The sequence below is a fragment of the uncultured Polaribacter sp. genome (assembly GCF_947503855.1).
Lineage (GTDB): Bacteria > Bacteroidota > Bacteroidia > Flavobacteriales > Flavobacteriaceae > Polaribacter.
The window spans coordinates 184,926-208,443 of sequence record NZ_CANNFF010000004.1 but is presented as its reverse complement, the minus strand read 5'-3'; the positions used below and the strand labels follow the sequence as shown (position 1 = coordinate 208,443).

Below are 23,518 nucleotides of genomic sequence, written 5' to 3'. Positions count from 1 at the left end.
GTCTGTATTATTTTATAAGCATCAATTGACCCGTTTTCTCAACAACTTTTCCATCTATAGTTGTTGCTATTACGTAGTATTTATAATTTCCATTTTTTGGCTCATTATTTCCTTTTTCTACACCATTCCAACCCCAATTAGGATCTAATGCATCTACATCAGAGGTTATTTCATAAACAACATTCCCCCAAGGATCATAGACATACATGGAAACTTTTGTAAAGCCAATTAATGAAACTCTAAATAAATCATTTATTCCATCATCATTAGGAGAGAAAGCTGAAGGTGCCATAATATTTGCACCACGTCCTACAGTAATAGTTTGAGATACCGATCGCGAACAACCCAATCTATTGAAAACAGAGAGTGTAACTGTATAAACTCCATCAATTGTATAGGAATGGAAAACTGTTTTGAAACTATCTCCTTCAGAATTCGGAACTAAATCATCTGGATTAAAAAATACTTTAAAAGGAGAATTATCACCAAAATCCCAAACAATGTAATCGTATTCGGCGGGGATATCGCTAAGATCAACTGTATTGGTAAATTCTATACTTTCGTTAACATCAATAAAATTATGGGTAGAAAAATTAAGTGATGTATAATCAAAATCTGGCATCTCAATTTGCGTACTAATATTAATTGAATTCCAACATTCTTGATCATTCTTTACTTTTAGAACTCCAGAAGAGGCTGTTGGGTTATTAATTGCCAGTTCGTATGTAGAATCCCCTAAGGGTATATGAGGAACTAAAACATCATTATAATAGAAAGTTAGGTTTGGATCTAAACTTGTAACTTTAACTCTAATATTTCCTGGATTATCAGCACATAATGAATCATCTAATTCAACATTATCGATATTAAGCGAACTGTAATCAAATATTGTAAACAAATAAGGACTTGACTTACATGAATTACTATCTTCAATCGTTAAATAATACAATCCAGCGCGAAGGCCACAAATATTAAGGTAATTATTATTTGCAACAGTAACTGGAGTTAATGTTTCAGATGACGGATCTAAATACTCTAAAGAAAAGTTTGTATAAATTCCTGTTCCCCCAGTAAAATCAAAATTGGCACAACCCAAACTTCCTTCACAGGTTACATTAGACGTAGAAAGTAATGAAATTTTTACAGGCTCTACATTATCAATTACGTATGATTTTGTTGGAATTGCACATCCAAGAAGGTCGGTTCCTGTGATTGTATAAACTCCAGGTTCTAATCCTGTAATTGTTGCTTGATTTTGCTGGAAACCATTTGGTCCAGTCCAAGAAATAGCATACAAACCTGCTGCACTAGCACCACCTCGAATATCAATCGAAATTGAACCATCATTTTCACCATGACAAGAAACTTGTGTCACTTGTTCATCAAAAAAGGCAATGGGTGTTGAAACTTTTATAACTCCTGTTTTTACACGTTCACACGGCAAGGTTGTTATAGCGTAATTGAACTCTCCAGAATCTATAGGTGTTCCAGAAATTACTAACTCGCCAGTAGCGTTGTCAAAATTCGAACTTATACCAAGCGGCAATCCTGTTACAGTTACTCCTGTAACACCAGTTAATTGATATACTATTGGGGTGATTGGTGTATTAAAATTGGATTGACATAATTGCTGGTCGTCAGTACCAACAGCAGAGGTTAATTCAATAGAAATATTGGTGTTAATGTTCGTTATAGAAAATAATTGCGACGCAACACATCCTGTTGTAACCACATTAAAATTAAAAGTGCCAAATGTAGCTGGTGCTCCAGACACTGTGTATATTCCAGTACCAGCATCAAAATTTAAAACAAGGTTATCAGGTAAATCAAGAGGTTCTATTCCTGTTGCACCTCCTCCAATTGTAAACGTAATTGGCTCAATATTTCCACTTTGACAAATGGATTGGTTAATTGTTGAAACATCGCTAGTTACTGTTATCATAGCCTCCTGTAGGATGTCTAATGTAAAAGATTCTGATGCTGCTACTCCACAAGACCCAACCGTTCTTACGATATAGTTTTGAGAAACACCCATCGCATTGGTAGGAGTTCCCGAGATTGTAACTATTCCTAAGTTTACAGAATACCCCAAACCAGCTGGCAACGAAGGAGTAATAGTAACATCATTAACCCCTGGAGACACCGAGAACACAACTGGATCTATAGGCGAATTTTGACAAGCAGTTTGAGTAGGATTATTAGAAATAAAGGATATGTCTTGATCTGAAGTTACTGTAATAACACCAGATAAAACATTGCTACAGCCTTCACTCGAACTGATTGTATAGTTATAAACCCCACTTTGTGAAGGTACTCCAGAAATAATACCGGTTGTTGGATCAAAGGTAACACCTGGAATGGTTGGTGCCATTACAAGAGTTGAAGTGGTTGGTGAGATTGCATATTGGATTGGTGTTGCAAAAGCACTCCCCTCACATACAATTGGATCAGGATTTCCTGAAACTAAAGAAATAGTAGAATTATCTTTGATTACAATTGTACCTCCATAGGTATCCGAACTACAAATTCCATACGAATTAACCGTATAATTAAAAGTTCCTACATCACATGAAGCACCAGAAATAGTTAATATATTTGAAGAAATTGACCAAGTAATTCCAGCAGGCATACTCGGGGTAAATTGTACATCTCCCCCAGTAGCACCACCACCTAAGTTATACGATATTGGTGCTAAGGTATCACAAGAACAAAGCTCTTGATTTATTGTCGTTGGTGTCAACTCTGTAATTTCATCATTTGCATTCACAACGATAGAGCCTCCGTAAGATGAATTACATCCATTTGTTGAACCAGCTGTATTAACTTCATAATTAAAAGTACCTGAGCTTGTTGGATTTCCACTTATGGTTAATGTATTAAGAGTTGGGTCAAAAGTTGAAATCAAACCTGAAGGCAGCCCTGTTACAAAAGCACTTGTCGCAGACCCTCCAATCACATAAACGATTGGCGTAAGAGAAGTATTTTCACAAATAACTTGACTAACGGTACTAGAGTCCTGTGGTATAATCGTTCCTTGCTCTTGAACATCTACAAAAGCCTCGTTTGGTAGTGTAATATCTGTTGACACACAAGCTGTTGGTGTTGAAGAATCTGAAACACTAAGTAGCGTTATTACATTTGATCCTGAATTAGCAGTTGAAATTGAAACCGTAGCAGAATTTGAGGTTCCACTAGAGGTAACTTGTTGAATTGGATCTGAATTTATTTGATACGTAAAAGTGTATGGCGCCACCCCATTTGAACCTTCAAAAGTGATAAAAGGTGCGGTATCGTTCTCACATACAAGGAAATTATTTAAGCCTGTAATTGTGGCCTTTGGACTAGGATTTACGGTTATTGTAAATACTTCTATTGAACTACAGGTTTCTCCAGCATTCGTGTAAGTACTTGTAACAGTAATTGTTGCTATCTGTGACGTTGACCCAGTATTTACAGCTGGAAATTCAGCAATATCTCCAGTGCCATCTGCCTTTAATCCTATAGAAGTATTATCATTTACCCAAGAATAATTTACCGTACCTCCTAAGGTATTAGAAACAAAAGTTATTGGCGAAGTCATTGCTCCGTTACAAACAGATTGATCTACAGGTGGTACTAAGTCTAAGACTGGATTTACCGTTATAAAGAATTCTTTTGAATCACCATTACAAGCAACACCGTCTTTTGTAAAGATCGGTGTGACTGTAATTGTAGACACATTTGGAGCTGAACCCGTATTAAGTGCTGTAAAGGGTAAAATAGGTCCTATTCCACTAGCTCCTAAACCTGTACTGGTGTTATCGTTAGTCCAAGTATAAGTGGTCGTACCAAGTGTATTTAACGAGTTAAAATTAATCTCGGTTGATAAATCCCCAGCACATAGGGTTTGATCTGTTGGCTGTATTATATGAGCACTTGGATTTACTGTAATAGTAAATTCTTTAGAGGGCCCTTCACATGAAACCGAATCATTTGTATACGTTGGAGTAACCGTAATTGTAGCTACAACCGGTGTAAAACCATTATTCTCTGCTGTAAAAGATGGAATATCATCACCAGAGCCATTTGCAGCTAATCCAATAGTTGTATTGTTATTAACCCAACTATAGGTTGTTGTTCCACCCAAATTATTTGATGAAAAGCTTACTAAGTTTGTATTCTCACCATTACAAAGAACCTGAGATATTGGAATGTTCAATTCTGCGGTTGGGTTAACTGTAATTGTATACGTTTGGGGTGGTCCTGCACAACTTACTCCAGCATTATTATAAATTGGTGTAACTTCTAAAGATGCAACAACTGGAATATTGCCAGAATTTTTAGCAACAAACGAAGGTATATTTCCTGTTCCTGTAGCATCCAATCCGATACTTGGATTATTATTAACCCATTCATAAGTTGTAGCTCCTGAACTATTTACTGTAGAAAAATTCACAGAAGTAGTGGAATCCGAATTACAAACCGTTTGGTTTGGAGGTAAAACTACATTTGCTGAAGGGTTAACCGTAATTGTAAAGGGTAATGTTGAACCCACACAACTTACTCCTCCATTTGTGTAAGTAGGAGTTACTTGTATTGTAGCAACTGAAGGTACTTGCCCTGTATTAATTGCTGTAAAAGACGGGATATTACCTGTTGAAGGCCCTGCTATCAATCCAATTGATGGATTATTATTAGACCATTCGTAAGTAGTGGTTCCACCTAAATTATTAGAATCAAAATTATAAAAGAATGTTTCTCCAGCACAAATAACTTGTGCATCGGGTTGAATCATTTCAGGTTCAGGATTGACTTCAATTGTAAAGGTTTTTGGAACACCTTGACAACTTACTCCTCCATTTTCGTAAAATGGAGTTACCACAATAGTTCCAACAGCCACAGTATTTGTACTATTATAGGCTACAAAAGAAGGAACTGTTCCTACTCCTGAAGCTGCTAATCCAATACTTGGATTTGAATTGGTCCAACTAAATGTGGTTTTTCCAGCGGTATTTGAAGTTTTAAATTCGACAGGTATTGTAGAATCGCCATTACATACAACTTGTGAGGCTGAGGCTGGTAGGTCTACCTGACCAGACGGGTTTACTGTAATTGTAAACTGTTCTGGGGGTCCAGAACAAGAAACACCACCATTGATATATGTTGGAGTTACGGTTATAGTAGATACAACTGGACTTGCATTCAAATTGGAGGCTGTAAATGTTAGTGTATTTCCAGTTCCTGATCCTGCTAAGCCAATAGACGTATCAGAATTTGTCCAACTATATGTCGTTAATCCAACAGTATTGGCAGATGTAAAGGACACATTGGTAGATTCGCCGTTACATACTACCTGCGGGGCTGGTTTATTCACCTGTGCTTTGGGATTGACTGTAATGGTATATGTTTTTGAAGGTCCAGAGCATATTACCCCTGCATTATCAAAAGATGGAGTCACCGTAATTGTAGACACTAAAGGTGCTGTTCCTGTATTTGTTGCCGTAAAAGTAGGAACATCACCGGTATCACTGCTTACGTTTAATCCTGTTGATAAATTATTATTTGTCCATGAATACTTAGTTGTGCCTCCTGTATTTGAGGTACTAAAGCTAGTAGCAGCTACCGTATCACCATCGCAAACCACTAAAGAAAGAGGCTGATTAACTTGTGCAGAAGGATTCACTGTAATCTCGAAATCCTCTGGATCCCCAACACAACTTACACCCTCATTGGTAAATGTAGGTGTAACCGTAAGACTTGCAGTTATTGGTGCATTTCCTGTATTAACAACCGAGAATGCTGGAATCGATCCAACTCCTGATGCAGGAATTCCAATACTTGGTGTATTATTGGTCCATGCATAAGTGGTAGTCCCTACACTATTGGATGTCGTAAAGTCAACTGTTGTAGTATCTCCATCACATAAAATTTGTGAATCTGGAGTTACCATAGTTGGATTCGGGTTAACTGTAATTGTAAAAATTTTATTTGGCCCAACACAATCTACACCATTATAACTAAATGTTGGAGTAACTATAATTGTTGAAGTTATAGGCGTTGTGCCAGAATTTGTAGTGGGGAATGATATGGTAGATCCAGAACCAGAACTGCTTCCTAAACCAATTGCAGAATTACTATTTGTCCAGTTATATGTTGTTGTACCCACCGTATTAGGTGTGGTAAAATTGATAACTGCTACATCAGATGCACAAAAAACTTCGTCTGAAGGTGGATTCATTTCAGCTGCAGGATTTACTGTAATTGTAAACGTTTCTGTTGGACCAGTACAACTAGAACCATTTTCTGTATACGTAGGTGTCACTGTAATCGTGGCAGTCTGAGGAATCGTACTTGTATTGGTTGCTGAAAATGCAGAGATATCTCCAGTTCCTGAAGCTGATATAGAGCCAATAGACGTATTATTATTTGTCCAAGCGTACTTTGTTCCAACTGTTGTGCTTGTAAATTCAATTTTTGGTATTAATTCACCTGCACATACAGTTGTTGATCCAATCGGATTCACTTGTGCAGATGGATTGACCGTTATCGTAAAGGACTTTGGAGTTCCAGAGCAAGAAACCAAACCATTTGTAAATGTTGGTGTTACTGTGATATTTGCAGTTTGAGGAATTCCGGTAGAATTAAGCGCAATAAACGAGCCAATGTCTCCAGAGCCGTTAGGATCTGACAGCCCTATATTAACATTATCATTAGTCCAATCATAAGTGGTTGTACCACCAGTATTTAAAGTATCGAATTCTATATCTGGCACTAATTCTCCTTCACAAAGTATCAAAGGTGTTGGTTGATTTACTTGAGCTGAAGGGTTTACCGTAAGCTGAAATGTTTCTGGTGGACCAGAACAAACCTGACCATTAAAACTATAGGTTGGAGTTACAACTATAGTTGCAACTTGTGGTGTTGTGGTGATATTAGTTGCTGTAAATTTAGCAATATCTGTAGAACCAGTTGGAGCTAAGCCTATAGAAGTATTATCATTCGTCCAACTGTAAGAAGTCGTTCCTGAAGTATTTGAAGTTGAAAATTCAATTAGATCAATACTATCTCCATTACATACTACTTCTGAAGAAATTGGATTGACTTGAGCCGCCGGATTTACTGTAATTTTAAACGTTTTAGAAGAACCTGTACCTGTACAAGAAATCCCTTCGTTATCAAACGTAGGTGTTACTTTTATAATTGCTTCTTGACTTATTGAAGAAGTATTCGTCATTGTTACCCCTGAAATAGGTCCAGAACCTGTTAATGGTAATCCTATTGAAGAGTTATCATTAGTCCATGTAAACCCTGAGTCTCCCCCATTATTAGTTGTTACAAAATTTACATCTAATGTTTCACCTGCACATAAAACCTGATCTACGGGTTGATCAACATTTGGTTGTGGGTTCACCACAACATTAAATGTAATTGGATTTCCAGTACATCCAGCTGAATTTGGAGGCAGTAATGCTGTATATACAACTGTTATAGGAGCAGTTGTAACATTTGTTAAAACTTCACTTATCGTATTGGCTCCGCTGGTTCCGGGTTCCGTAATTCCTGTAACAGTCGCTCTAGTCCAATTAATATTACCTGTAGTATTGGAGGTTAAAGTATGATTAAATGAATCGCCAGAACAAATAGCAGCTACTGGTGTAGACGAAGTTAGGGTTGGTATCGGATGAACATCAACTGTAATAGTTGCTGAATTAGTACAACCATCTTGTGAAGTTAACGTGATAATATAATTAACTGGAATTGTTACAGAACTTGTATTTGTTAGAGTTTCGCTAATTATTCCTGTTCCTGATCCTGCAGTATTTGAAATTCCAGAAACGACTGCTCTAGTCCAACTATAGGTTGTACTAGCAAATTCCGAAGTTGGTACATATTCAAATGTTTCATCACTACAAATTGATGGTGGAGTCAATGTACTCGTCAAAGTTGGTTGTGATTGAACTGATATAGGTAAAGCTGCAGAAGAAGCTCCTAGTCCACAAGAATTATTTCCTTGAACAGATAAATCTCCTGAAGTAACCAAAGCCGTAAACGGAATAGAAATTGAATTGGTTGTTGTAGAAATTGTACTACCGTCAGGTAATGTCCACAAATAAGAATCTGCATTTGGAATTATTGTGGTTGTATAATCATGAGTCGATCCAGCACACACTATTTGTTGTCCAGAAACGATTCCCGTAGTTGGCAGTTCATTAATAGTAATTGGTAATGTAGAATTTGGACTACTACCACAGCCATTTACACCATTTACAGAAACATTTCCTGAAACTGCGTTAGCATCATAATCAACGCTAATTGAATTAGTTCCTTGACCAGAAACTATTGTGGCGCCTGTTGGTACTTGCCAATCGTAGGTAATTACATTTGAATTCACTGGAACGGTATATACAACTCCTGAATTTCCTTGACAAACAGTATCTAGTCCTGTAATAGCTCCTAAATTTGGAATCGTACAATTGATCGTTAATGTTACTGAATCTGAATTTGTCTCTGAACTACATGCTCCTACACCATTGGCGGTTAATGTTAAAACTTCTGGAGTACAACTATTACTGAATGATTCATAAACAACAGGATTCCCTAGATTAAAATCACCTGATAAACTTCCATCGGTGGTCCAACTTGTGGAACTTGCATTAGATACATTTGTTCCAAGGATTGTAAAAGGAGCAATTGCTGTTCCTGGAATGTAACATATGGCACCATCATCACCTGCTTCTACGGATGGAAGCGCTTGTGTGGTAACCGTAATTTCTTTAACGGCATTATCTGCACAAGACGATAATGGAGTTGCTACAAGACGAATTCTTGTTACTGCATTGTTAAGAATGTCTGGACCTAAACCTGAATTAAAAACTCCAGTTGTTGGGTCTACGCTTCCAGGACCATCAATAACACTCCATGTAAGTGTGTCATAATTGGTTCCCGATCCGTTTAACGCAACACCAGTTGTATTGCTAGCACAAATACTTATATCTGTTGCAGAAACTGTTGGCTTCTTAATTATGTTTAGTAACATAAAGCTGCTATCCACAGCACAACTACTATTTCCTGAGCCTGTAATTGTGAGATAAACATATCCTCTATTTATATCATCTATACTTGGAATATATTCGGGATTTACAGCCGTTGGGTCTGTAAATGAACCAGGCAAATAAGTACTTGAAGAGGTACCATTGCTGTTTTCAGAACTTATCCAAGAAACAGACGTTGCACTTGAAGAAGCGTCTAATAAAGCATAGGGTTCTGATTCGCAAATCGATGCATTCACTCCTGCAAAGACTCCTACTCCATTTGCTATAGTAACTTTTATAACATCTGTTACAAATGAGCCACAAGCTGTATTGGAAACTCTAATTGTTAAATACACATACCCTAGGTCGATATCATCTTGTGAGGGTATATAACTCGGGTTTAATATTGTATTATCATTGTTTGAAAATGTACCACCTACATAAGCACCTGAAGACGATCCATCACTATTTTGGGAATTCGTCCAAGTTATGCTATCTGCGTTTGTAACCGTTGTGTTTACAATATTGATATTAGCGCCCTCACAAATGGTAAAATCAGGAACAACAGAAACTGTTGGTTGCGGCTTAATTGTTACGGTCATTGAGTCGGATACATCTCCGGTACATGGAGCAATACTTGTAGCAGTTAGTGTAAGGTCTATATCTCCCGTTTCATTAACACCTGGAATATATTTTGGATTTAATGTGTTAATAGTAGCTGGATCAATATTTCCTGTTCCGTTATGAGACCATTCATATGTTGAGAAATTTGTGACTGAGGCTCCATTCCCTGAAACTATAATATCATCCCCCTCACAGAATGCTAATGATGTACCTGCTTCTATTTCTAAAAGTGGTTGTAAATTAACAGTAATTGTCTCGCTTAATGTTGTTGTACAACCTGGTTTAGCTAAAGTTTCTACCCTAAGTAAAACAAAACCATTAGCGATTTCATTTACTGAAGGTGTAAAGCTTGGTGTTTCTGTATGAGCGTTTGTTAAGACTCCTGGAGTACCAGATGCACCTGTAATATTTGTCCAAAGAATAGATGTAGCATTACTTACATCTATCAAATCTGGCATAGTAAAGGTTTCACCACACATTGTAATTGTATTCGTCGTCGCTGAAAGTGTTGTATCTTGATTGATAAAAATCGTCATTTGATCCAAAACAGCAACTTGTGAACATGCTCCATTAGGCATCGCAGAAAGCGTTAGAGTTACAGAAGTTGTATCATTAGAGCCAAGGCTGTAGGTTGGATTAATTGTACTACTAGAATAATCAAATGTACCATTTCCTGAAGTAGACCATGTAATACTACTGTAATTACTAGCAGTTGCCGAACTCAAAATAACATCTGTACCTTCACAAATATCAAAAATATCTGAGCCTGCACTTACAATTGGACTTGCGTAAACAGTTAAAACCATCGAATCTGTTGATGAACCACATCCGTTGGTTGAATTTGATATGAGATCAAACTGTATGTCTTTGAATCCTGTAGCAGAATTAAAATCAGTTGGACCAGGGATGTATATTGGTTGTAATGGATCTGCTGTAGACTGAAGAGTTCCACTACCGTTGGAAGTTACCCAAGAATAGGTTGTAGAAGCATCTGCATCTGCAACAGAACCAAGTAGTTGATAAGAAGATTGCCCTTCACAAAGCATAGCATCGTTACCAGCATTAACTACTGGAGCAGCGTTTATTTCTAGATTAAAAGTATCTGTAATCGACACTGGACATACGCCATTTCCAACAGCAGTTAAAGTTACAACAGCTGTTCCGGTTGCTCCAGCATCTGAGGCTATTACAGGGGTTAATGTACTTTGACCAGAAACAATCTGAGCAGGACCTGTAACACTCCATGTATATGTAAATGCGTTTAAAACACTTGCTCCAACTACAGTATATGTTTCAGTAACACAAATAGAAGCGTCAACTCCTGCCTTAACAATTGGTTTTGGAATAATTTCCAATTGTATAGGGCTTGAATCACTTGAACAAGATCCTGAAGTTGAAGAAGCAGTTAGAATTAAGTCTACTGTACCAGTTTGACCAGGAGCCGGGGTATATATTGTTGCTAAATCATCATTTGGTGTAAATGTTCCTAATCCGTTTGATGAAGTCCATGATACTGAACCATAATTAGAGGCGGATATTTCAGAATTTGAAAGAATCAACGTTTCGCCTTCACAAATAGTACGAGTCGATGGTACCACAACAATTGGACTTGGAACTATGGTAATCGTTTTTGTACTTGTAGCCGAAGTATTACAAGAATCATATCCATTAACGCTTAATGTTAAAATGATATCTCCTGTGGCACCAGCAGTAGGTAAAATTACTGGATTTAAATCATTTTGAGTACCCGCTTGAATGGTTGCAGGCCCTGTTAGAGACCAGTTGATATTTGTTGAAACTGATGCGTTATAATTGGATGCAAACGCGTCATTAATTTGATAAGAAGCTGTTCCTTCACAAATAGATATTGGAGCTCCCGCATCTGCAGTTGGTTTACTTTCAATTAAAACTTCCAGAGGATAATTAGCGTCTGGACAATTTGTATTTGAAAAACCTGTAATCGTTAAAGTAACACGTCCTAAACTTAAATCTAAAGCAGAAGGTGTATAGGTTGTGTTTAAATTGGTTGGATCTGCAAAACCTGAAGTTGAGGCAGTAGAACTTGTTGACCATAAAATACTCGAGGAGTCTGGCGCTAATCCAACTAATGAGATTGTATCTCCTTCGCAAATAGAAGAAGGTGCTGTAAAACTAACCGTTTGTTCTGGGTTAAAGTTTAATGTAATTGTATCAGATACATCAAATGCACTTCCACATTCTGCATCTGCAAGCGCTGTAACTTTTAAAACAACTTGACCGGCAAGAAGTTGTGAAGCTGTTGGTGTAAAAGTGGGATTTAAATCGTTTGGATTACTAAACCCTGCACTACTTCCGGTGCCATCTTCTGTCCATAAAACAGAGTCATAATTCGTAGCAGTAACTCCAGAAATTACAAATGGCTCTGAGCTACATACTTCCTGAATGGACTGCCCAACATCAATTGTTGGTTTCGGTTGAACAACCACTTTAAGAGTTTGAACATAAGGCGCACAAGTTTCTGAAGTTGTTGATGTTAATTGTATCTCAAAATCATTCTCATTTTCTGGAAATTGATTAAAAGTAGCAGTATCTGAGTTGGCACCCACAAAGGTTCCATGACTTCCATTAATTTCGGTCCATGCTACGGTATTTCCATCCGGATTTAACGCAGTCGCAGTATAAGGTTCTCCAGCACAAACTGCTGCAAGAGAACTTATTGTTGCATTAGGGGCTTTGTCTATGACAATTGTAATTTCTTCAAAATCTGAAGAAGAACAGGGCGCATCACTCGTTGCTGTTAAACGTAAGGTCACAAACCCGTTATCAATGTCGTCTTGATTGAAAGTATAGGAAGGATTTAGAACCCCTGAGTTTGAAAACGTTCCTGTGCCACCAACTGGATTTACTCGAGTCCATTTTACTGTATTAGTTAAATCTTCAACCGAATTTCCTGATAAATTATAGGTCTTTTGAGAACTACAAACCTTATCATTAAGCGTTGTCATAGAAACTACTGGAGTTTTAATAACATTCATTGTAAATTGTTGTGTGGTTGGTTCATCACAAGGTGAAATTCCATCGACACTTATCTGAATCACAACGGTATCACTATCCGGAGCAGGTACATACGTAGGACTTGCTGTATCTCCATCTATTAAGGTTCCTGTCCCACTAATTATTGTCCATTTGAAAGGGTTATTGTTAGAATCATGGTTGGTAAAAGTGGCTGTCAAAAGCTTTTCTTCCCCCTCACAGAAAAACCCATCATCTGTAAAATCGATCGTCGCTAAAGGGTTAATATTTAATTTAAATGTTTCTTTGATTTGAGTACTACATGGGGCTGTTGGGTTTAATGTAAAAATTAAATTTACAAAACCAGCAGCAATATCGGCTGGTGTAGGCTCATAAGATGGGGTTAAGGTATTGTTTCCTAATAATGTACCTGAACCAGAAGCTGACCAGTTGTAAGTGTCAACAGAACTTACATTTTCTATAAAGACTGTTCCTGTTGGGATGGTATAGCTCGTTTGCGATTCACAAATTGTATCTTCGTTTGTTGTTAGAGTAACAACTGGATCTCTAGTAATCGTATGCGTAATTGTCTTCGAAATTGTTCCAACACAAGGTGCAATAGCTTCTGCAGTAACAACTAATTCAACCAAACCGTTTGCAATTTCAATAGGCCCAGGTGTATATTCCGTTGTAATGGACTTATCTAATGCTGTAAAATTTCCATCACCTCCATTATTAGACCAAACAAGGTTTTTAACATTGGTTTCTGTTGCATCTAAAATAGAGATACTAGCACCTTCACAAATATTTTGTGATACTCCTGGGAATAATTCAGGTTTTTCCTGAATAGGGATTCGTACAACTTCCACAACATCAGTAGCACAAGGTGCGTTAGGAGCAACCGTAAGTGTCAAATCTATGAAGCCGTTGGAAATATCTGTAGCACTTGGGGTTACTAATGGACTAAAAGTCGTAGGGCTTGCAATAGTTGTACCTGTAGTTGATGTCCAAATAAATGAATCTTCATTATTAATCGTAGTACCTGTCACCGCAACATTGGTTTCATCTTCACAAATTGGATTTTGTGGCGTTACCACTATAACCTCTGGTGAATCTACAAAAGTCACAACCATTGAAGTGACATTATCCTCCGTACATGGATCTAAGGCTTTCGCAGTTAAAGTTAAGGTTACCGATCCATTAGCTAAATCTCCAGGTCCTGGCGTATAAGTTGGGTTTATAATATTGTCAACATCAAATGTTCCATCTCCTGATCCGTTGGACCAAACTAAATTATTAGCGGTTGTTGTATCAAAAGTAGCCGTAGTAATTTGAAAAGGCAGAGCACATTCCGTTAAGTTTACACCTGCATCAGCAACCGGTAAAACCTGAAATAAAAGATCAAAACTTTCGGTTACCTCAACTGTACAGGAAGTAACAGCATCAACAGTAATAGTTAAGGTAACACCACCAGCCGCTAAATCAGCAGCAGACGGAGTATAAATTGGGTTCAAAGGATCACCAGAAGTTGTAAAAACTCCGGTACCCGTAGTTTCCCAAACAATAGAATTTGTATCATAAGCCGTAGCTGGAGCAATGGACACACCTCCTATGCCAAATGTATTTTGATCGATACATATTGAAGTTGTTGGTGGAACCGTAATAACCGGTAGTTTTTGTAACTCAAGTAGAATTGTATCCGTTACTAAATCTGTACAGGGTGCATTTGATTTTGCTTCAAGCGTAAGAGTAACAAAACCGGTATCATAATCTTGGGGTGAAGGCGTGTACGTTTCTAATAATGTATTAGGGTTTGCAGTTGACCAAGTTCCTGTTCCTGAAGATGACCAAGTTACGTTTGAATAATTAATAGCAGTCGCTTGATTGGTAACATACGAAGACGGTGCAAGTGCACCCTCACATAAACTTACGGTTGGTGGACCCGCATCTACTGTTGGTTGTTCAATAAAATTTAGAGTAATTGTATCTACAGTAGAAGAATTACAATTTAATGGGTTTCTAGAAGCAGTTAAGGTAAGCGTTACAGTTCCGAGTTCATAGTCTGCAGGGGTTGGAAAATACGTTGGTGTTTCTGTAGTTTCTAAACCATTAAAATTTCCAGTTCCAGAGGTCTCCCATAAAAGAGTGTCATAATGATCTATTTCGATATTTGTTATGGGGAAATTTGGCGTACCCACACACAAATCTACAACTGGATTAATAATATTTATTGTTGGAATTTTATTAATCGTTAAGACCATTGAATCTGTTGCTGCTGAGTTACAAGGGAAATTTTCTTGTCCTGTAAGAGTCAGCGTCACAGATCCTGAATTTGTATCAAAAGAACCAGGGATGTAAGTTGGTGTCAAAGTAGATTCTGATCCCGGTTGAAATGTACCATTTCCATTAGTTGTCCATAATAATCCAGCTGTATTGATGTTTGTTGCTGTAGTTACTGTGAAAGATTCTCCTTCACAAATTACATCATCATCACCAGCATTTACAACAGGCTTTGGTGTAATGATAATTTCGGTTTGAGAAGTCGATGGTATGCTACATGGACTAATAGCGTCTGCTGTTAATGTAAGAATAACTGTACCAGATTCACCTGGAACAGAATTGTATGTGGGTGATAAAGTAGAGGTATTTGTAAATGTTCCTAGCCCCCCACTTTGTGTCCAATTAACTGAATCTGAAAACTGTGATGTTGCATTCGAAATTGTAACTGATTCACCCTCACAAATTTCAGATGTAATCCCTGCATTTGCTATTGGATTTTTTTGAATGGTCACAACCATCGTATCGGAAGCATCTGCACAACCTGGTTGTGATGCTGTAACCGTAAAGCTCACAGAACCTGATACCTTATCATTTGGACTAAACGTATAGACAGGATCTTCTGTATTTTTATTGTCAAAACTCCCTGATCCTGTAGAAGTCCATTCAATTGAATTTGAATTAGTGATGGTCGATTGTAATGGAACTACATTATTGGTTTCACAAATAGTTTCATCACCACCTGCCACAGCTGTTGGAGCGGCGTTAATTGTGTAAAGTACAGAATCTGTAATATCTGGACCACAACCATTTATAGGGGAAACAGTAACGGTAAGTGTTACTGTAGAATTTAAATCGTTAGTAGCAGGAACATAAATTGGATTTGGAACCGTAGGATCTTCAAAAAAACCATTCCCGCTGGAAGACCATGATATAGACCCTGCATTTTGTATCGATGCTCCAGTGATGTTTATGGGCCCTTCACAAGCTAAACTATCAGCACCGGCATCAACGATAGGTTTTTTTACAATGTTAAGAATTATATCGTCTGAAGCTGGAGTAAAACAAGGACTTGCGCCAGTAGCCTCAAGGGTAAGAATTACTGAACCGTTAATTATATCATTCGGCCCAGGAGTATAGATTGGTGATAAAGAATTCGAAGAGGTAAACACTCCATCTCCTGTTCCGTTAGACCATGAATATGAGCTTGAAACACCATTTGTTACTGTTACTGAATTTGATAAAAATTCATAATAAGAATCTTCACAAATTGTAGCCTCAACAGGTGCAATCTCAACAACTGGAGGTTGCGTAATCAAGATATCAACCGAGTCTGTATCACTCGGACATGTATTTCCAGAAAAGGCCTCTAAGTTAAGCGTAATAGGACCTACATAATTTAAATCGGCAACACTAGGTGTAAAAACGGGTCTTACAGGATCTGAAGTATCCAAAGTTCCTGTAATTCCTGAGGGTAAACTCCATTGTAAAGATGCCGCATTTATTGTTCCAGAAGCATCTAAGGTTATAGGATCTGTACCACAAGTAGTAACATTATTTCCAGCCTCTGCAACAGGAGCAGCGTTTATGTTAACCCTAATGGCATCTGAATATGTTTGTGCACAAGGCCCTAAGCCTGTTACAGTTAACCTTAAAATAACAAAGCCGTTTAAAATATCTGCAGCACTTGGTGTATAGGTTGAGTTTAAAATGTTTGGATCACTAAAATCTCCAGAGCCAACGTCGTTTGACCACACAATCGATGAAGGCTCGTGATTGATCACTGTAGACTGGAGTTGAATTGGTGTCGATGGTGTTTCACAAACATCGAAAGAGGGACCACCTGTAATAGAAATTACAGGTTCGGGTTGAACCTCTATGACAACCTGATTTGTTTCAGTACACCCATTTGGTGTTGTTTCGGTTAAAATATAAGTTGTTGTTACTGTTGGGGTTACTAATGGGTTGGATGATGTTGAAGTAAACCCAACAGGGATACTACTCCAGCTATACGTATGTCCAAGAACCGATGGTGCTCCTATATTAACAGAATCAAATTCACAAATAGTTGTATCCGAAATGACTTGAGCTACAGGCAACGGATCGGTAACAACTTCAAAAGTATCTTCGACATAGCAACCTGTAGTATTGTTTGTAATTCTATAAGTGAAAATTTGTGTATTGACTTGGTTAAAATTTATAGTTATTTGATTTGAATTATCTATAGGAACTGTTGGATTAACACTTAGGTTTGAATACCAAGCATAAGAATGGTTCGCTATAAATGCTTCACCAAAAGTTGCAGAATCTCCTAAACAAACCAATTGATTTGGTATATCAGTTATTGAAGGAGCTGGATTGACTACAATCTCCACTTCATTAGAAAATGCTGAGGGACAACTCCCATTTTGAACTTCTGCTCTAAAAATAGTAGTTTGGGTGAGTGCAGAAACCGAATAACTATTTGTTGTATTAGAAATAGTTGACCAGCTAGCGCCATTATCTGTTGATGCTTGCCATTGAATAATGGTTCCAACTTCTGAAGTTAGATTGATATTTCCTCCAAGATCATTTTCACAAATTGATGAGTTGACTGCTGTAAGAACCCCCCCATTACTAGGTTGAGAAACTTGTACAAATGCAGGCGCTGAGAAATCTTCTGGAGCTGAGCCACTCTTTAATACAGCTCTGTAATAAAGATCTGATGTAGTATTGGTAACTGTATAGGTAGTACTCACATTACTTATTGGTACAACACCTGATGAAAAATCTACCACAGGAGAGGATTCCCATCTAACAATACTTCCTGTATGACCCGACAAAGACAATACAGTAGAATTTGTTCCACTACAAACTGTTGTGGTGCCAGAAACACTTCCTCCTACCGAAGCTGGAGAAACAGTAACCGAAACAGAAGTTCTATCTACACTTTCACAACCGCTATTAGCGTCAATTTGAGCTGCAAAATATTCTCCTGTAACTAAAGGAAAATTAGTTGCATATTGTGTACCAGATACTGCTTGATTATACCAAACTGGAGATCCAGAACTCGAAATTTGCAAATTTGCAATTGTAGCCGAATCCGATTCTAAAAATGATTGCGCATTTGCAATTGGCGCATTTGGAAGCGTTGGTTGGGCATCTATAACAATGTTTAGAGACGCAACAGAAGTACAACCTTGAGAATTTGTTACTGTATAATTATGGGTTCCAGAAGGAAGTCCAGTAATTGTTTTACTTGTACCTGAGCCTGTTAGCGAAACATTATCACTAACTCTTGTTAAAGTCCAATTTCCTGTTGAAGGTAAATTCGTTAAAGTTACAGATCCTGTAGCTGTTGTACACGATGGTTGCACTAGTGTTCCTACAACTGGCGGAGACTGTACAGGCAACGAATTAATAGTAACAGGGCTTGTGGCTTCCGATTCACAAGTTCCATTAGAAACAACAAAACTATAAGTTCCTGCAGCTAAACCCGGTACTTCATAAGAAGAGGTAGAAGCAGAATATGTTGTGCCATCTGTTTTATTTTTAATTGTCCAAGTTCCTGAAGGTAAATTAGAAAGCTCTATACTACCTGTTGGAACTGAGCATGTAGGATTTGTAAGTGACCCAATTGAAGGAGTAGAAGGAATATCGTTAACAGTTACTGTTATTGCTGTTCGCGGACCCTCACAACCTAAATTGCTTGTTTCGCTCACATAATAAGTGTTGCTTCCAACCAAACTAGTGTCAATAATTGGAGGATTTGCTGATCCAACACCGCCAGTAGGATCTCTATACCAATTTAAAGTTCCACTTGTAGAAGTGGTAGCGGACAAAGGATCGGGAGTTTGATTTTTACAATAAAAAACTGAGGATGAAGCGACTGAAGGCGCCGACGGTAAAGGACTAACATTGACTTTAACTTCAGTACGCGGACCTTCGCAACCATTAATAGTTTCACTAACATAGACATTAGTTGTTCCATCAGAACTTGTTACTGGAGTGTATGAGTTTCCTAGAAAATTACCAGAAGTTAAATCATCATACCATCGTGGGTTCGAAATTCCTGAAGTATCTAGTGGTAATGCAGTTTCATTTAAACATAAATTAACAACTGAATTTGCTACAGTTGGAGCAAATGGTAACGGGTTTACTATAACAGTAATTTGAGAACGTGGACTTTCACACCCAGAGGCATTTACCTGGCTTACTTCGTACGTAACATCTCCTGAAATTGAAGTATCAGGGGTTGGAGCTGATGATAACTGTGTTCCATCAAAATCATACCAAACTAAATTATTTCCAGTATCAAATGCTGCTGTTAACTCTTTAGCTGTTTGATTTAAGCAATAGTCAATAGGGCTATTTACTGCAGGAGCAGTAGCATTGGGGTTTACAGTAATGGTTACAGAATCTGATAAAGTTGATGAACAAACAGAGTTGTTAACTGAAATCAAACTCATTTCGATATCTGTTAATTGATTCGTCTCAGAAATTGTAGCCGCACCAGCTGCATCTAAAACAACCGTTTGGTTTGCACCAGAATCTATGGAATATACCACTGTTGCATTTGGTGTCCCTGAGATCGTAAAAATTGCATCTTCACCTGAACAAATTGAAGAAGACGAAGTACTTAAATTGGCAGTTGGTAGTGTATTTACATTGACTGAAAATGTTGCTGAGTTAGAACAATTATCCGCATCGGTTCCAACAACAGAGTAAGTTGTATTTGAAGTTGGAGAAACGGTTATTGATGGAGAGGTTTCCCCTCCCGGACTCCAAACATAAGAAGTCCCTCCAGCTGCAGTAAGTACTACCTCTTCTCCGAGGCAAATGGTATTATCTCCAGAAATAGATATGACAGGTTTGGGATTGACTTGAACTTGAATTTCAGCTCTTGGGCTTTCACACCCATTGATTGTTTGACTTACATAATATAAAAATGTTCCAGTATTAGAACTGTTAGGGGTAGGTGCTTGAGACAATGGAGATCCACTTGTGGAGGCTATATACCATTTTAAATCTGTACCTGATGCCGTAAGTGCCGTAGTTGTATCGCCTTCGCAATAACTTACAAGGCTTACTACTGATGGCTGCGAAGGAATCGGCTCAACGATTACAGTCTCTGAAGTTGATAACAAAGTTTCACAATTTGTATTATTGACTTTAACTAAATCAACAGTTTGATTTGATGAAACATTTGGAATAGACACACTAAATTCTCCTGAATTATTCAACGTTATACTTGTATCTGAACCAGAATTTAATTTGTATGTTACAACATCACCTGGGTTACCTGAAAATATAAATTGAGCATTAGAACCTGAACATACAGAAACATTAGAAGTTGTTACTGAAGCTGTAGGGACTGGACTCACCTCTACTGTAACTGAAGCAGAAGCAGTACATCCTGCCAAATTTTTTCCAATAACAGTGAATGTTGATGATGCTGACAGATTCTCCACGAGAAAGGATGCCTCATTTGTAAAACCACTACCCCAATCGTAATCTACCGCACCGGTTGCTGTTAAAGTAGTTGTTTGATCTTCACAAATAATTAAATTTCCACCTATAGTTATATTTGGTAAACTATTAACTGAAACTGAAGTCGTTGCAGAAGTTGTACTCCCATCATCATCCGTAACCACGCATTGGTAATCTCCAGCATCAGATGCAGTCGAATTAGAAATAGAGAACGTATTAGATGTTTCACCAGCAATATCAGCTCCATCTTTTCGCCATTGATAACTAAGGGGCCCATTTCCAGTTGCCGTAACAGATAAAGAAATTGCCTCGCCTGCACAAACATCTAGTGTAGCTGGTGGCTGTGAGGAGATTGTGGGAACAACTAGTAGACTAGAGTTTAAATTATTGTTTTTAGTATTGGTTTTATCGTCTTTTATACTGGTTGAAAAACCACTAAAAAAAAACATTAAAAAAGATGATAGAAGTAAAATTCTAAATAAATTTCTCTTATTCATATAGGGGGGTAATTATTAGTCAATTGAATTTATTAACAAATATATGTAAATTGTTAATAACATTATTAAGATTCATAAAAAAAAATAATGTGTATTTATTAAATTATTATTTTTCAGTAACTTACAAAATAAAGTCCGTTTTTAAAATCACATTTTCAAAAATGACTATAAGAGCAAGCAACAAACATCTCAAATTGGTCGTTTTTAAATAAAAATAGGTTTTAAGACTAAAAGTTATTAGTTTTGTTTGAAATAAAATGAATGATGAATCTTTCTATTTTTTGGAAACTTATAATCCTTTGTAGCCTTACCAGTTGTGCTGAATCTGTCTCAGAAGATGCGGGATGTTTTATCGAATTTCAATCTGACACATACAAAAATAAACCTTTTTATCTTGCAAGCCACTTTGGCAAATACCAAACATTATTAGACTCTGTAACAGCAGATTCAAAAGGGAAACTTATTTTTAAAAACAAAAAAAAATATGTGAGTGGTATTTATATGCTGTTAAATGATTCTAAGGAAATTGAATTTGAGTTTTTAATGGATGCTGCACAACAATTCAAAATAGAGCCGAATTCCAAAAACCCATCCAAAACAAAAATTTACAACTCGCAAGAAAATATAGATTTTAAAGACTTTACGATTTTTTTAAAAACAAAACGATCAGAAATTGAATTGTTACAAAAATCGATTAAAACTACGAGCAGCCCAAAAGAAAAACTTGACTTTGCAGATAAAATAAAATCCGTAGAAAATGAAATCGAAAAGTATAAACAAAATTATAGGTTGTTGCATACAAACACTTTGGCGCTTTTATTTAAGTTAACACAACCCTTAGAAGATTTTTCTTCACTAAAAAACCAAAAATTAGCAACAAAAAAAGATTCTTTACTTTTTTTAAAAAACAATTATTTTAGAGGTATAGATTTTAATGACAGTCGTTTATTAAGAAACCCCTTTTTTGAACAAAAACTATCCACCTATTTTAATGTATTTGTTCCTAAAACTGTAGATTCAATTACAGAAGAAATCACTAGAATATTAGACGAAGCCAACACCCTTAATAGTGATACATTTAAATACATGAGTCTTTATTTTATAGACTTATACATCAACCCTAAACAAATGGGGCACGATCGTGTATTTTTAAATTTGTATGAAACCTATTTTAAAAACCAAACATACGAATGGCTGCCATTAACACAAAAAGAACTTTTTAAATTAAAGGCACGCTTACTTGAAAATAATCAAATAGGCTCTAAAGCAAAAGAATTGTTTATGAATTCTATTGATAACACCCCCCTTTATTTATACGATTTGAATGCTGATTATATTGTTCTTGTTTTTTGGGACCCCACCTGCGGTCATTGTCAAACAGAAATTCCAAAAATAAACCGTTTGCATAAAAATGATTGGAAAAATATTAACCACTCCATTTATGCTGTAAACATCAATACGGAAGTGAAATTAGAATGGGAAAAATTTATTTCAAAGCATGATTTAAACACATGGAATCATGTATCGCCTGCCAAAGTAGTACGTGGAAATTATTCGCAAAAAGATGTAGACTACCAAACGCATTACAACATTGAGCAAACCCCAGTATTTTATTTATTAGACAAGGATAAAATTATTATTGGCAAAGACATAGATCCACAAGAGTATTCAAAACTCATGAAATCGTAAAATTTAGTTTGGTTGCTTGCACTAGCTTTGATTTTGCATGCTTAAGTACCCCATTTTCAAACCCTCAATAAATTGCACCAAGCTTATATTGATAAAGTAATGCTCTTTGGCTATCTATTTGTCTGGGGCTATCTCCTATTTTTTTTTTAGGCACTAAAAATTATGTTTACAATGTATCTAAATTTTACTCATAAACTTTAAGGTTTGGTGGTAAACGAAATTTCGTTTCCATAATACACCCCATTACAATCTTTCATATACGCCCGAACATAATAGGTGGTGTTTGGCGTGAGGTTATAAATGTAAGAATCATAATCATCATTCCAATTACCATTTTCTGAAAAGGTACCTGCAATGGACGGGTTTGGAGATGTGCTCCAACATACTCCTTTGGATTGTGCTTTAACAAATGAATTGCTGGTAATCATCCCACCACTTTTCGCTTCTGTTGATGTGATGGCAGTAATGGGTACTGTCGTTTGATCGGGATCTTCTCTTAAAGAAAGGTCTTGAAAACAATAGTTGTTATCTAAATTACCCCCAACATTAACATTCCCTGGACTACAATCAAAGCTATAATTTAACATAATGTAAAGAAATTTTCCTGGCCTTTTCAGCTCCTACACAAGTTATACACACATGAAGACAGGAAGGCCCGGTATCCACTTAAGCCGTAAGCTAAGAGACCAAGATGCTACATGCATCAACGGAAAGTGTGTTAGAGTATCAAAAATGACCCCTTATTGCTTTGGAGGGCTATTCACTCTAGGGATAATGAGATTTCTTTAGTAAGACCAACATATTTCAAGCTCAAAAACAAAGTAAAAGAGTTGTATCCTGACGAGGTTAAAGCAGTGTGCAAACGTTATATGAAATATAAAACCAAAAGAAAGATGGATAAGGAAATTAGGTCAGGGGTTTTTAAGACTAGTAAAAGTAAATTTAACAGACTCAAGCTGG

General features: G+C 36.9%; 3 protein-coding genes. 1 reads left to right on the top strand and 2 read right to left on the bottom strand.

Annotated elements, in window-relative coordinates; all coding sequences use genetic code 11:
* Positions 1 to 7 precede the first annotated feature (7 nt).
* The gene (locus Q0662_RS04890) at positions 8 to 20,869 is read right to left on the bottom strand and encodes a PKD-like domain-containing protein (RefSeq protein ID WP_298947735.1); all 20,862 of its coding nucleotides are present in this window, start codon (positions 20,867 to 20,869) and stop codon (positions 8 to 10) included.
* A 261-nt stretch (positions 20,870 to 21,130) separates the two neighbouring features.
* Between Q0662_RS04890 and Q0662_RS04885 the strand changes: the two genes are divergently transcribed.
* Positions 21,131 to 22,558 carry a redoxin domain-containing protein gene (locus Q0662_RS04885; protein ID WP_298947733.1) on the top strand — a complete coding sequence of 476 codons (1,428 nt, stop codon included), beginning with the start codon at positions 21,131 to 21,133 and terminating at the stop codon, positions 22,556 to 22,558.
* Between the two features lie 197 nt (positions 22,559 to 22,755).
* On the opposite strand, the gene Q0662_RS04880 is transcribed toward Q0662_RS04885, so the two are convergent.
* A complete protein-coding gene (locus tag Q0662_RS04880) occupies positions 22,756 to 23,145 on the bottom strand; it encodes a hypothetical protein (protein ID WP_298947713.1) in 390 nt (129 codons plus the stop codon).
* Between the last annotated feature and the right edge of the window lie 373 nt (positions 23,146 to 23,518).

Coding starts and splice junctions, on each gene's coding strand:
- Q0662_RS04880 (WP_298947713.1), bottom strand. CDS start 23,145: ATGTTAAATTATAGCTTTGATTGTAGTCCAGGGAATGTTAATGTTGGG.
- Q0662_RS04890 (WP_298947735.1), bottom strand. CDS start 20,869: ATGAATAAGAGAAATTTATTTAGAATTTTACTTCTATCATCTTTTTTA.
- Q0662_RS04885 (WP_298947733.1), top strand. CDS start 21,131: ATGATGAATCTTTCTATTTTTTGGAAACTTATAATCCTTTGTAGCCTT.